Origin of the sequence: Acinetobacter sp. 102 (genome assembly GCF_037028485.1) — a bacterium.
Taxonomy (GTDB): Bacteria; Pseudomonadota; Gammaproteobacteria; order Pseudomonadales; family Moraxellaceae; genus Acinetobacter; species Acinetobacter higginsii.
In genome coordinates, this window is the sequence record NZ_JAZEZK010000018.1 from 14,348 (window position 1) to 27,873 (window position 13,526).

Annotated in this window: 17 protein-coding genes; 16 read left to right on the forward strand and 1 reads right to left on the reverse strand. The window is 41.2% G+C overall.

What is annotated here, in order from left to right; genetic code table 11:
• Positions 1-7 precede the first annotated feature (7 nt).
• The 9 genes from WA352_RS16615 to WA352_RS16655 all read left to right on the forward strand — a co-directional run bounded on the left by WA352_RS16615 (position 8) and on the right by WA352_RS16655 (position 5,275).
• Positions 8-913, forward strand: coding sequence for a hypothetical protein (locus WA352_RS16615; RefSeq protein WP_033134159.1), 906 nt, complete (start codon positions 8-10; stop codon positions 911-913).
• A 12-nt stretch (positions 914-925) separates the two neighbouring features.
• Complete coding sequence (locus WA352_RS16620) at positions 926-1,306, forward strand: head decoration protein (RefSeq protein WP_033134160.1); 381 nt, start codon at positions 926-928, stop codon at positions 1,304-1,306.
• Between the two features lie 12 nt (positions 1,307-1,318).
• Complete coding sequence (locus WA352_RS16625; protein ID WP_291347500.1) at positions 1,319-2,305, forward strand: major capsid protein; 987 nt, start codon at positions 1,319-1,321, stop codon at positions 2,303-2,305.
• 10 nt (positions 2,306-2,315) lie between these two features.
• Positions 2,316-2,753 (forward strand): gp436 family protein, encoded by a 438-nt coding sequence (locus WA352_RS16630; protein WP_033134162.1) that lies wholly within the window; start codon positions 2,316-2,318, stop codon positions 2,751-2,753.
• A 7-nt stretch (positions 2,754-2,760) separates the two neighbouring features.
• Complete coding sequence (locus tag WA352_RS16635; RefSeq protein ID WP_033134163.1) at positions 2,761-3,264, forward strand: phage virion morphogenesis protein; 504 nt, start codon at positions 2,761-2,763, stop codon at positions 3,262-3,264.
• The gene (locus WA352_RS16640) at positions 3,254-3,694 is read left to right on the forward strand and encodes a phage tail terminator protein (protein WP_336143332.1); all 441 of its coding nucleotides are present in this window, start codon (positions 3,254-3,256) and stop codon (positions 3,692-3,694) included. The genes WA352_RS16635 and WA352_RS16640 overlap by 11 nt, the downstream gene beginning before the upstream one ends.
• A 7-nt stretch (positions 3,695-3,701) precedes the next feature.
• Entirely contained in the window at positions 3,702-3,884 is a 183-nt protein-coding gene (locus tag WA352_RS16645) for a hypothetical protein (protein WP_005321340.1), read from the forward strand.
• A complete protein-coding gene (locus tag WA352_RS16650; protein ID WP_005321342.1) occupies positions 3,877-4,629 on the forward strand; it encodes a hypothetical protein in 753 nt (250 codons plus the stop codon). Before WA352_RS16645 ends, WA352_RS16650 begins: the two co-directional genes overlap by 8 nt.
• Before the next feature lie 70 nt (positions 4,630-4,699).
• Positions 4,700-5,275, forward strand: coding sequence for a hypothetical protein (locus WA352_RS16655; RefSeq protein WP_336143335.1), 576 nt, complete (start codon positions 4,700-4,702; stop codon positions 5,273-5,275).
• Here WA352_RS16655 and WA352_RS16660 read toward each other — a convergent pair.
• Complete coding sequence (locus tag WA352_RS16660) at positions 5,272-5,583, reverse strand: Arc family DNA-binding protein (protein WP_336143337.1); 312 nt, start codon at positions 5,581-5,583, stop codon at positions 5,272-5,274. The genes WA352_RS16655 and WA352_RS16660 overlap by 4 nt on opposite strands.
• 119 nt (positions 5,584-5,702) lie before the next feature.
• Between WA352_RS16660 and WA352_RS16665 the strand changes: the two genes are divergently transcribed.
• The 7 genes from WA352_RS16665 (at position 5,703) to WA352_RS16695 (ending at position 13,526) form a co-directional block, all read left to right on the forward strand.
• The gene (locus WA352_RS16665) at positions 5,703-5,867 is read left to right on the forward strand and encodes a hypothetical protein (RefSeq protein WP_336143339.1); all 165 of its coding nucleotides are present in this window, start codon (positions 5,703-5,705) and stop codon (positions 5,865-5,867) included.
• A 78-nt stretch (positions 5,868-5,945) separates the two neighbouring features.
• Entirely contained in the window at positions 5,946-6,875 is a 930-nt protein-coding gene (locus WA352_RS16670; RefSeq protein ID WP_336143341.1) for a phage antirepressor N-terminal domain-containing protein, read from the forward strand.
• Positions 6,876-6,963: 88 nt separating this feature from the next.
• Entirely contained in the window at positions 6,964-7,245 is a 282-nt protein-coding gene (locus WA352_RS16675) for a hypothetical protein (protein ID WP_336143343.1), read from the forward strand.
• A gap of 7 nt (positions 7,246-7,252) precedes the next feature.
• Entirely contained in the window at positions 7,253-7,864 is a 612-nt protein-coding gene (locus tag WA352_RS16680) for a hypothetical protein (RefSeq protein WP_336143345.1), read from the forward strand.
• A gap of 85 nt (positions 7,865-7,949) precedes the next feature.
• Positions 7,950-11,162, forward strand: coding sequence for a tape measure protein (locus WA352_RS16685; protein WP_336143347.1), 3,213 nt, complete (start codon positions 7,950-7,952; stop codon positions 11,160-11,162).
• Complete coding sequence (locus WA352_RS16690; protein WP_336143349.1) at positions 11,162-11,578, forward strand: hypothetical protein; 417 nt, start codon at positions 11,162-11,164, stop codon at positions 11,576-11,578. The genes WA352_RS16685 and WA352_RS16690 overlap by 1 nt, the downstream gene beginning before the upstream one ends.
• On the forward strand, positions 11,568-13,526 hold the full coding sequence (locus WA352_RS16695; RefSeq protein ID WP_336143351.1) for a hypothetical protein: 1,959 nt from the start codon (positions 11,568-11,570) through the stop codon (positions 13,524-13,526). The genes WA352_RS16690 and WA352_RS16695 overlap by 11 nt, the downstream gene beginning before the upstream one ends.

Here is a 13,526-nt window from a genome sequence, read left to right on the forward strand (position 1 = left end):
GTGAAATATGCCAAAAACCGAAGAAAAGCAAAATCAATATTGCTTTCAACTTGGGCAGCTAAATGTAGATGCTCAGGAAGATGGCAAGAAAAAGCGGACGTTCTCAGGTGTTGCATACAGCGGCGAAGTGATTACCGACCACTGGTACTGGAAGCAAGTCATTTTTGATCTTGATTCAATGCAGATTAAAGGTCGTATTCCTGCACTACTTGAACATTCGTCTTATCAGCGTGCAGGCGCAATTGAGAGCCATGCAATCAGCTATGAATCAGGTCTAACTGTTAGCGGAATCTTACTTAGTAATGAGTTTGGCGCACAGGTAGCAAGTGATTCAGATGACGGCTTTCCGTGGCAAATGTCAGTACGCATTGAACCATCAAGCATTGATGAGATTCAGGCAGGCAACACCGTCACAGTAAACGGCAAGTTATTACATGGACCAATCACAGTGTTCCGTGGTGGTCGTATCAGAGAAGTTTCGTTTTGTGCCTTGGGTGCAGATGAAAACACAATGGCAGTGGCAGCAAGTCACAATCCAAACAATCCACAAGAGGACACAGACGTGACCGAACTAGAACAAGCAAAAGCCGCTTTGCAACAGGCGGAAACCGAGCGTGACAATGCTTTAAATGAACTAAAGCAGTTTAAGGCTGATAAGCGCAATGATGATATTTCAGCACTAGAAAAAGAATTGAAAACTCAATTCAGCGCTGAAGATAAAACGGCATATACAGCAATGGATGATGCAAGTTTTTCATTCACAGTTAAACAATTGCGCCAGTTTTCAGGGAAAAACAGTCCTGCAAATAACAGCCCAAGCAATCTATTCACTCATCAAGCGAAATCTGATGGAAATGAAAAACAAACTTTTGGTGCTGGTTCTCTCGTAGATCAAGCAAAACAACGCAAATAAGGGGAAGCAGAAATGGTTCAAACAGTAACAGATAATCACTCAGCAGTAAGTGATGTAATTGCTTGGGAATTGGAAGGCAATCATCGTCCAAGTCGTGAAAATGCAGTAATTGCAGCAAGTCAAGATTTATCAAATGGCACAGTCATTTCATATAACGCTAACAATCAGGTTCAAATCTTTGGTGGCGCAACTGATGAGGTTGCAGCTGGAATCTTTATTGGTGAGCGTATTGTGACAGGTGCAGGGCAAACTGCAAACGGTGTGGTTATGGCGCGAGACGCTCGATTTGTAGATGGCTCATTGATTTATAAATCAGGGCTTAGCAACACCAAAAAAACAGAAGCTTTAGCAAGCCTAAAAGCTTTACACATCACACCAGTTCGTGCAGCTTAAAGGGGCTAAAACATGGAATTAGATCAATCAGTATTTAGTACAGAAGAGTTATCTTTAGCAATTACAAATTTACCGACTCGAATCGGTAATCCGTCAGACATTGAATTGTTTCGCCCGATTCCTGGCACAACAAACAGCTTTGCTGCTGAGTTTATGACAGAAAGCAATATTCTTGTACCAACAACCGCTTGGGGGGGTGTTGCACCTAAAAACAGTTCAGGTACTCGCATTGCGAAGTCTTGGACAATTCCACACATGCCGCTTGAAGATGTGGTTTTAGCATCGGATGTGATGGGCGTGCGTGCGTTCGGTAGCACTGCTGCTGAAACCGTAAGCGGAAAAGTTCTTGACCGTTTACAAGCAATGAAAAACAAGATTGATACAACACTTGCGTTTCGTCGCTTAAAAGCAAAACAAGGAATTATTGTTGATGCTGATGGATCAACGATTATTAATTACTTCACAGACTTTGGTGTTGCACAAACCGAGGTTGATTTTGATCTTGGTACAGCAACAACAAACGTTGCTGCTAAGTGCCAAGACGTTATTGACAATATCGAAGATGCTTTAGGTCAAGAGATTTACACATCAATCGAAGTTGAAGTGGATCGTGCTTTTTATGATGCTTTGGTGGCTCATAAGAACGTCCGTGAAGTGTTCTTGGGTTGGTCTGCTGCTGAACAAAAGCTAGGGCGTTCTAACACGTCAGGTTTTGAATTTGGCGGATTGAAGTTCATTGTGAATCGTCAATCGGTTGGTGGTACGCCAATTTATGCGAACAAAACAGGTTCAGCATATCCACGTGGTACTCAGGACGTGTTTGTCACTGCATTAGCGCCTGCTGATTTCAACGAAACAGTGAATACTTCAGCATTGCCGTACTATGCTAAACAGCGCACTAAAGACTTTGATCGCGGTTTTGATTTGCATGTTCAAGCAAACCAATTGCCTACTGTATTGAAGCCAAAAGCATTGGTAAAAGTTAAATCAACAACATAAGGTGGCTGTCATGTACGCAACACGTGATGACATGGTGAAGCGTTACAGCCTGACCGAAGTATCACAGTTAGAGCGTTATTTGGCGGGGGGTGAGTCTGTTGAAGCTGCAATAGCAGATGCAGGCTCAATTATTGACGGTTGGATTGGTGCTAAGTATGCCGTTCCTCTTGAATACCCGCCCGACAATATAAAAATCTTTGTCTGTGATATTGCCCGCTATTTACTTTGGAAAAGCAAAGCATCTGAAGAAGTCCGTAGACGTTATGACGATGCGATGAGCTATCTAAAGGGCGTATCAAAAGGCACAAACGTTTTACTTGTTAAAAATCCAACAACTCAAGAAGTTAAGCCTGCTGCTAAATCACCTACCGCCATGCCAATGGGTACTACATATCGTGGCGGTGTCTTTAGCGATGATGTTTTAAACAAGATGCCAAGCGTCAAGTGAGGTGGTCATGGCAGATAGACAGGGATTTTACTTTCAGGGCGAGGAAAAACTTCGGGATTGGCTGCGTAAAGTAGAAGCGAAAGCAGGGGACCATAAGGCGCTTTATGATGAGTTGGGCGATATTCTACTTGAGGGTGTTCACGACCGCTTTAAGCGTGGTGTAGCACCTGACGGCAGACCGTGGCAAAAATCATGGAGAGCAATCGCTCAGAATGGTCAAACATTAAGGGACACAGGGCGATTATTGAACTCGATCCGTACTCGACTTAATAAAAATGGCGTTTCAATTCTCACTGACGTTCTATATGCAAAGTTGATGCACTATGGCGGAACCATTAGAGCGAAGAATAAGCCTTATCTTGTTTTTAAAACTCCCACTGGTGGCTGGGTAAAACGCAAATCAATCACAGTTCCTGCGCGTCCAATCTTTGGTGTCTCGGAAGATGATGCACAGAATATGTTGACTACGATTGAGAGCTATTTGGAGGATTTATTAAAAGATGCCAAGTAATTATTTTGCGCTTGAGCCAATCATTAAAGCGCATCTGCAAGACATTGAGTCTATTCAAGCTGTATACACGCCTTTTTCTGTTGATGACATGCTTGAGTCTACAGCGGTTGCACCCTCAATCAGCATCATCTATGTGGATGATCGAGTGGGAGATTCAGCAGGCAACGGTTCAGCAAGTGTTGTGTACCAACAATGGCTAGTTGTTTTGTGTGTTGAGGAAGCAGGTTCACAGCTTGAAGATACAACGCTGATTCGTAATGCAGCCAGTCCGATGATCATCGAAATTTTAAAACGTATGCAAGGTTTTAACCCTCAAACAGCAGGGTTCAAACAATTCAAGAGAGCAAATGCTGGTGTGCAGCACATGTCAGCAGCGGGCAAGTTATGGTTGCCGTATTTGTTCGAGTGTCAATTAATTAATAGCTTTTGAGGTCCTTATGTCCAAGCTATATGAAGCGGTAAAGCCTATTGGTCGATTTGTACCAGGTGATTTTGTTGCTGGCTTATCTGATTCAGAGATTCTGGAGCATTTAGGCAAGGGCAATATTAAAGAGCATGTTCCTGAGCCGGTCGAAACAGCAAAAAAACTTACTAAAACGGAGGCCAAAGTAGATGGCTAAAGACTATATTTCATTACAGGGTATGTTCCATTTAGCCCCGATCGTTAATGGTGTTGTTGGTGCACTTCGAGAGTTGGGCAATATGCCAGAATTTGAAGTCGAAATTACAGCTGATGTTCTTGAGCATCAAGAAAGTACATCAGGGCAACGAACAACCGATTTCACCATGGTTCAAACGACTGGTGTGACTTTCTCAGGAACCATTGAAGAAGCCAATGCAGAGAATATTAAATACATTCTTTCTGGTGAAAACTTTGAAATCCCATCTGAAACCGTGATAGGTAAATCATTAGGTACTGTTGTGGCCAATCAAATGATTTTGCTTGATGCATACAACTTGTCAGATGTGGTGGTAAAGGATTCAACGGCAACACCAGTTGAAGTTGCATCCACTAAGTATGTTCTTGATCCAGTATTTGGAACAATCAAGTTCACCGATGTTGCTGGGTTAACAATGCCATTAACGATGGATTTTAAAACTGGTGCCGTAACTCAAACTACAATCGCATCTGATTTAGAGCAGGAATATCTGCTTTACTTTGCTGGGGTGAACACGGCGAATGGCAACAAAGTGGCAATGAAGCTTTGGCGAACTAAGAAATCACCTGAGGTGACTTTCCCGCTTATTCATGAAGAGCTTGGGCAATACCAGATCCAAGGCCAAGCACTTTCTGATATTTCTAAAGCCAATGATTCAAAACTCGGCTTATATGGTCATTTTGTGAATATTCCTGCATCGCCGTAAACCAAACAACTACAGGCACAGGGGCGCATAAGCGTCTTTTTTTGTGCCTGTACCTTTCAGGATTTTTTCTATGAATGACTTTTTTATTGCAAACAATGAATCATTGCCCCACACATTCATTGATCAGAAAATTGAAGTGAAGCAGATCCAAGTGAAAGACTTAGCTCGATTTTCAATTTATGCAATTAAGATCAAAGATGCTTTAGAAAGTTATTCAATAGAAACAATCATGCCGTTAATTGAGCCTCAGATGCTCAATATCATGGGGTTGGTTTCAATAGTGACAACGCTTAACCCCAAAACGTTTATCGAGAATACGGCGCAAACCAAGGCCATTGCCGAGCTCGTGCTCAAGATTATTGAAGTAAATGAAGCATTCTTCAAAAAAGAGAAAAGACAGAATAGGACAAAAAAAGATACAAAAGAGGTCACATGGTTTCATTCATTCGCTTACTTGATCAAGAATGGCCACAGACACGATGACATCATGAACATGACATACAGCGCATTTCTGCATTATTTGAAAGAAGCTCAATCATTGGAAAGACAGCAAATCAAATCGTATGCAATAGCTACTCGAGTTGCGAAAAATGCTAAGCAGCAGGGATGGGAAAAATATATAAAACAGTTAGGTGGGGAGAATTAATTGGAACTTTTTTTTTCAGAAGCAATTTTTTGAAAGTCCTCAATTACATCTACAAGAGTTTTTTGAACCTCCTCCCATGGAATTCCTTTTTCAGACAGAACCTTTGATGTTGCAAGAACCATATGAGCCATACAAGCTGAATAACCAGCTTTAAAGTCATTTTTATTTTGAGAAAAAGATTGCTCTAAACGAACAATAATTTCTTGGTTTATTGATCTGTTATTTTCTTTTGCTGCATTCATAACATCGTTACGTAAATTCTCATTCCAACGTAACTTGTATTGAGGTTCTTTTTGATTCTCACTCATTGAAATAAACCATATACCGCAAAAATAACATACTCATCATAAAGTACCTCTTTGATGTTGACAATGACATAAAAGAGGTACAGTATGTAAACGTACCTAAATGATGTTATGGAGGAAGTATGAGTAACAACCAAAAAGGACAACAGTATAAATTACGGTTCTTGGATGCCAAGGATCATGAAGCTTTAAAGCAAAAAGGCAAAGAGGAGGATAGATCGCTAAATTATTTAATCAATCAAGCAATAAAAGAGTTTTTAAGTAAACCACAAGGTGCGAAAGCATGAATCTAACAGGCACAAAAAAACCTTGCCCGACTACCAATCAATGCAAGGTTAAGTTGCCATCCAAAAGGATGAAGATGTATGAATACATTAACACAAATATCTGTACCATTCCACAATAACGAACTGTATCTTGTGGAACATAACGGACAACCATACACTCCAATGAAACCTATTGTTGAAGGTATGGGTTTAGCTTGGCAGTCGCAATTAGCAAAATTCAATGCCAATGCCGAAAGATGGGGTATAACGAAAATCGTTATACCTACATTTGGCGATCTTCAGGAAATGGTTTGTCTGCCACTACGAAAACTGTTTGCATGGTTAATGTCGATTAGTGCAAATAAAGTTAATCCTGCTTCACGTGATTCAGTCATCATGTATCAAAATGAGTGTGATGATGTTTTGTGGGATTACTGGACAAAAGGCCAAGCAATTAATCCTCGCACCAACAAAGAAGATCGAGTGCCACTCAAAGATGCAGTCAATATGTTGGTGGCTAAATCAAAATCACTCACATATTCTGATGCTTATAAACTTGTCCATCAGAAGTTTGGAATCAAGCATGTAGACGAGCTAACTATGGATCTTGTGCCTGTGGCTGTAGAATATGTTCACAAGCTAATGGGCGAATATCTGCCAAAAGTTGAATATATTGATCCTGAATTAAAAGCATTTGAAATGCTAGCTGCTGACACAACAAATCGAATTCATGACTGGATTTGGAGTTTGCAGGATGAGATCAAACGTCTTAAAGGCAATATTCCTGATTTCCCAATCTTTGACAAAGAAGCTATTACAAGGGCGGTTGTTAGCCGTATGGCTTCAATGAGTCGAATGCTTTTAACAATTGATACCCTGACCAATAAGCCGCACATTCAATTCATCCCAAATGATTCTTGGATTTTGAATGATGGAAATATTGCAAAGATAGTTGGTGATCGAGAAGGACCAAATAAAGAGGTACTTCCAGATATTATCCAAGCAGCAGTCAAAAGATTAAGTAAATAAACAAAGAACCCACTTCGGTGGGTTTTTTAATGACTTCATTTCATCCATTTGATAAATTATGTGCGATAAATAACAATTGGTTGAAAAAATGAAATACTTAATATTAGGGGTTTTATCAGGTTTATTATCTTTCAGCGCATTAGCGTATGACACTAACTCTATGCGCTCAGCTTATGAGCTTGTAAGTGTTGGTGATAGTGAAAGTGAATTACTGCGGAAAATGGGCAAGCCGAGACCGCATTATTTTGTTTATCGAAATGGTGGTTTTTCCTGTGCTGCAACTGAATATATCTATGAGTTTGATATGCAGGTATATACAGTTTTAGTTTGCAACGGCGCAATTTTTAAAATTGATGTGAAAGGTAAGTGAGATAAAAATGGATAAGAAGAATATTGCATTATGGATATTTGGGGTGTTATTTATTTTTGCAGGATTTGGTGCATTTGGTCGTAGTTTTATTGGTGGGGTTTTATACATTCTCGGCGGTATTGCTCTACTTCCTCCAGTGCAAATAAAATCCTCTTCAATTTTTGGTAAAACTATCTCAATAAAGTGGTTCGTAATTTTTACATTCATAATGATGTTAATAGCACCAATAGTTATTAGATCTTCTGAGCAGCGTGCTATACAAAATGGAACAGCAAGTAAAGAACTAATTGAGCGCGAGGAGAGGATGAAAAGCTATAGTGAAGAAAGAGAAAAGCAGGAGAAGCTAAGGGAGGAGCGAATAAAAGCAGAAGATAGGGAGCGTGAATCACGAAAATACAATTCTTCCCCTTCGACCATTATGAGTTTTGATGAGTGCAAACAAAAGGCTCTTTCTGTTCAAGTTGCTGTAGCTGGAACGCAATACAAATCAGCGGTTTTGGTTGATTCAGATATAGCTTATATGGCAAGAATATGCACAAATGATGGCAGTGTTTTGATTACCTGTAGTGCTTTAGATAAAAAAATGATAACTACCAAATCAAACGATTGCCCGATTTAACACCAAATAAACAATACCCTTTAGTATTGTTTATGTTTGATTAAAACCTGCGAAAGCAGGTTTTTTTACACCTATAGGAAAGATTATGGCGACTAATAGCTTAGATTTTTTACTCAACCTAAGAGCAAATTCTGAAGGTTTTAATAAAGGTATTGATGGTGCTAAATTCGCCGTGAATGCCCTTGTCGGTGCAATGGCTGCACTTGGTGTTGGCTTAGGCGCTAAAGAATTAATTGAAACCGCAGATGCATATAATGTATTAGCAGCAAAAATAAAGATTGCCACCCAAGAAGGCGGGAACTTCGCTGAAGCAATGAACGGGGTTCAGAAAGTTGCAATATCCACAAATACCTCATTAGAAGCCACAGCAACTTTATTTACGAAGGTCAATGAGGTTGGCAAACAAATGGGGCTCACCCAACAGCAAACCCTAAGCCTTACTGAAACTATCTCCAAGGCTATGCAGTTGGGCGGTGGGAGTGCTCAGGCCAGTGAAGCAGCAGTAGTTCAATTAACTCAAGCCTTACAATCAGGTGTTTTGCGTGGTGATGAATTTAATAGCATCATGGAGCAAGCACCTGGTATCTCAAAGATTCTTGCTCAAGAATTAGGGGTAACTACCGGTGAACTCCGTAAGTTGGCCGAGAACGGCGAATTAACATCAAGTAGAGTCATTAAAGCATTTCAAAATCAAAGCGATGCGGTTAGTGCAGAATATGCTCAAATGCCGATGACAGTAAGTAATGCTTTGCAAAAAGTTAGCACGGCTTGGACTGTATTGATTGGTGAATTAGATTCCAAGGCAGGTGGTGCGACTGGTGCAATTGCACAAGTGATTTCAGAACTTGCAGATCATATGGGTGTTGTCAAAATTATATTTGATGACGTTATGGCTGGTATAGATGCAATCGGAGAGAGATATAGTAGTCTCGCTGATGATGGAACCATACTGGCTTTTAAAAATGCAATCGGGGCTCTATATGACACCTTTAAAAACCTTGTAAGCACAGCATTTGATTTAGGAAAATCAATCGATGACGTATTTGGAGTAATAATAAAGAATGCAATAGGAACTCTCGGCTCTTTCTTTGGGGTTGTTCAAGATGGAAATACAGATTTAAACCTAGTTAATACAACGCTAAATGGAATCTCAATAGCACTAGGTTTGGTAAGTGATGCGGTTAGTGGGGCTAAAATAGCTATAGAATTTATTAGCGGCGCAATATTGGGTTTTGCTGGTAATGTTCTAAAGGCTCAAGGAGGAATTTTAGATTTTATTCCTTTAATGGGTGGTGTTGCTGAACAAGCGAAAATTAACGGCGAACGCTTACTTGCAGAAGGTGCAAAGCTTATTAGTAAGGCCCATGACGATGCCATGGGGTTCGAAAGTGAGACTAAGAAGCGCCTAGATAGATCCATAGAATCAGAAACTCAAGCAAGTGCTAGAATTTTAGGCGAGAAACGGAAAGCCCTGGATGAAACCTTATCACTTCAATCTGAAGAAGGGCTGGGTAATGCAAAATTACAAGCCCAAAAGCTTGCAGCGGTTGAAGGGTATGTTAATGATGCGGTTAAAGCCAATAACGGTATTTTAGAAAAAGATCTGCAACTTGAGCTTGCAAAAAAAGGCTATTACACAACCGTAAGTGAAGGTGGGAAAGTTGTAGTTAGTACCTTGACTGAGCAGGAACAGGCAACAGTTGATGCAACACTCAAGACAAAACAACAGGAAGAGGCTTTTAGAGGGGCATCAGCTGCAGGCCAAAAGTTTGGTATAGATGTTTCTGCTGAGGTTAATAAGGTTTCAAAAGAATTTATTAACACGAAAGGTTCTTTAACAGAATTTTCTACCCAGCTAAGAGATGCTGGTATTTCAGGTGAACAGTCAGCAGATTTGATTTACCAAGCATGGGTTAAGTGGCTGGGGCAGGCAAAAAATACAGCAGAAATTGATATTGCTAAATCTAAGCTCATGGAAATGGGGGTTGCTGGTCAGGTTTCAGGAGATCAGCTAAATGCTGGTTTTAAGCTTGCCGATTCAGCCGCCAAGGATTTAAACCCAACACTCAATGCTGCAAGAGAAGCTGGTAAGGCATTAGGCGTGGATATCGATAAAACTGCCAATATCATGTCTCAAGGTTTTGGTCAGGGATCTTATGCACTAGACGATCTAAAGCAGAAACTTAAAGAGGCTGGTGTTACAGGTCAAGAAGCGTCAAATACTCTCTATAGGGGCTGGGAAGCATGGTTAGCGAAGGCTGATAGTCAAGTTGAGCTAGATGCAGCCAAAGCTAAACTTAAAGAGTATGAAAGTCAGGGTGTGTTTTCAACGAGACAAGTTGAAATGGGTATGTTTGCAATTAAGCAAGCTACAGCCAAATTACCTGATGACCTTGATGAGGTGGGTAAAGCATTTGAGCGCCTTGGTGTTAAAACTAAGGAACAATTAAAACTTGCTGCAGATTCAGCAATTGCAGACTTCAACACAATGAAAGCCAGTGGACAAGCTACATCAGAAGGCCTAAAGCAGGCTTATGAACGAGTGATGCAAGCGGCTGCAGCATCGGGTGATCAAGCTGTCATTGCAAATGCCAAGGCTCAAGGTGCATCTGTTGGCTTACAAGCTCAGATCGATGCTACGGGTAAATCATCTGTGAAGTCGACTCAAGAGATTGTTGATGAACTTTACAAAGTAGGTGACACGGCGCGTGGATCAGCCTCACAAGGGTTTAGAGATCTTGGCCGTGTTGCCCGTGAAGAGGCGCAAAGCACTGCGGATGAATGGGAAGCGGCAATGAAAAAGGTTGATGCCGAACGCAAAGCACAAGCTGCATCATCAGCCAAAGGTATGGGCCAAGCCATGGATGATATGAATGCCAAAGCAGCAGATTATGAGAAACGCTTAGCTGCAGCGGGAATGGATGCAGGCCAAGCCAAAAAAGCAGGCAAAGACGCTTTAGACAGCATGATGTTTGCTTACTCTCAAGCTTTAAAAATGGGTTCTGTTACAGACTTTAGTACACCATTACTTAAAAAGATGGACGACACCTTGGCGTATTGGGAAGGCAAGAAATCCGGATCGGGTGGTAGCTCGGTTTCAGTTCCAAATATCAAAGCGCCTTCTATTGAGGCGCCTAAGATGCCTAGCGCATCCGATATCAATATCCCTAATCCTAAACCTCAAGTTTATCGATTTGAGTTCGATGGGAAAGTGATTGAGTTAAATGGTGATCCATCACAGCAAGACTTAGTGAATGACTTCTTTAACCAATTGGAACAAGCAAAAAAGAGGATGTGATGAGACTTAAACGTAAATTAACCAATGAAACCGTCCCACTTGAGGACGGTTTTTTATGGTCTGATGAATTTGCTTGGAAGCCAATTGAACAGAATCAAGAGTTCGCCGTAGACGGAACTTTGATTGTGCAAGAAGGTAAAAAGAAATCAGGTCGACCGATCACATTAACCCCACCAGACAACCAAGGATGGATTAAGCGTTCAGTTTTATCAGTGATTCAAGACTGGTCTGCTTTGCAAGATGAGCAATTTACATTGATCTTTGAATATCCCCATGACACGCGCGAATTCAATGTGATTTTCAATCATCAGGAAGGCGCTATTAATGCCGAGCCAGTCAAAGGGATTCCAACAGTTTCAGAGGGTGACTATTACAAAGTCACACTTAAATTTTTAGAGGTGCCAAATGCCGGTTGAAACGAATAATTTAGTTTTATACAAGTCTGAGCGTTTGACTGATACATCAGATGGCGGCGGTAAATATTCTGGCCAAGTTGTAGTAGATGGCGAAAGTAATAACCTTTTTCCTGACGTATCTGAGCTTGACAGAACAATGGGCCGTGTATCGATGCGTAAGATCTACGCAGGATTGAATAACAGTGATACTGAGTCACTGATGGGTTCAACTGTATTTGTCTCGAAGAATCCTAATGATCCAAACGTATCAGCGTTACTGTTCAGCACACGTTCACATACAGATACTCGTGATTCAGCACAAAACCGAGTAGAAAGTTATTTGGCCAAAGGTGCTCAGGCGGTTGGTTCTTTACTCGATACTGCATATGCAGCAATGAAAGCAATACAAGTTGCCATGGCAACCAATGAAGCTGAAAATTCTGTTGGAGATACGATCGTTCTTGTGGTGAATGAAGGTACCGTAAATGAGTTTTCTCAATACGTTCGCTTAACCAGTGTTGAAACTAGAACGGCGTTTGTACGTGTAAACAACTCGAATATTGAGTACAAGATCGCAACTTATGGTTTTAAAGATCCATTAGCACGGGATTTCGTGGGTGTATCTGCTACGCAGTGGTACAACAATGCTAAACCTGCAACAACGATTAGAGACACAGTTGTGGCTGATGCCGGTATCTATTATGCCAGTGTGGATCTAGCAGATGACGTTGGCATTGGTAGTTTTACAATTCCTGCTCAAACCATGTTTTCACAGTTAATCCCATCTTCGCAGACTGAAACGCCGTTGCTCGATCTAAATGCTGTAAGTGAAAACCCGGCGTTGGTGGCGGGAAACTCAGGAACAATCAATGTTCAGTACACAACAAACGTAAACACAGGGCAGGCTTTGTATCTTGGCTCAAGTGTTTTACCTGGTTCTATTTCGTTCACGCTTTTTGGCCAATCCATTTCTGATAACGGCGGAACATTGCGAAATCCAACAGGCACTCAAGTCGGTACCATTGATTATCAGACTGGTCGTATTGTGTGGACCAATGCTATTGGTACAGGCAATGCAATCATTAATGTGGTATTTACTCCAGCATCTGCGCCAGTTCAACCGTTTGAATCATTTGCACTACCTGTTACTGCCGCGAATCAAGGTACTAACTGGACTGGGGTATTAACTCCAATTCCTGCGCCAGGTGCATTAAGTATCTCGTTTATGTCACAGGGTAAATTCTATGTGCTTAAAGACAATGGAACAGGGCGATTAGTTGCGGCAACAGAATCTATTGGCAGTGGATCTATAAGCTATACAACGGGGACGTGGTTATTGACCACAGGTGCCTTGCCTGATGTGGGAACGCCAATTCTATTGCAATGGGGTAGTCCGATAACAACTTTTGCCAGAGCAGATTTGCCGGTATTACCTGCAGGGTTAGATTTTCAGTTATTTCATAATGGGATTTCTAGCGCGACAGTGACATGGATGTTGGACGGCGTTGAGAAAACAGCAACAACAAATAGTTCTGGCCAATTCACTGGTGATGCAATCGGTTCAATGACGTTTAACAATGGTAAAGGTCGGATCATTCCAAAGAAATTACCGCAAAAGAGCACGGTTTTCACAATCTCGTATAACTACGGCGAAGGTAAATCGCAGACTAAGAACTCTTCACCAGATGCCAATAACAAGTTGATGTTTACTATTGGTACTGGTGCTGCAATTCAGCCAAGTTCAGTAGGTTTGGAAATCCCATTGGCAAAAGCAGTCGGTGCAGCAGCTGAAGGGATAGTCAGTTTGCATGATGTACCAATCAACGGAACCACTGGAAATCTAGTCGATGATTTTGGAACGGTTATGGGTACCATCATTTATGCGACCGGCGCTTGTGAAGTCACACCCACAATGCAAAAAACGATTTACACCACAGTGTATACACCTATCATTTTCTATACGGGGTGA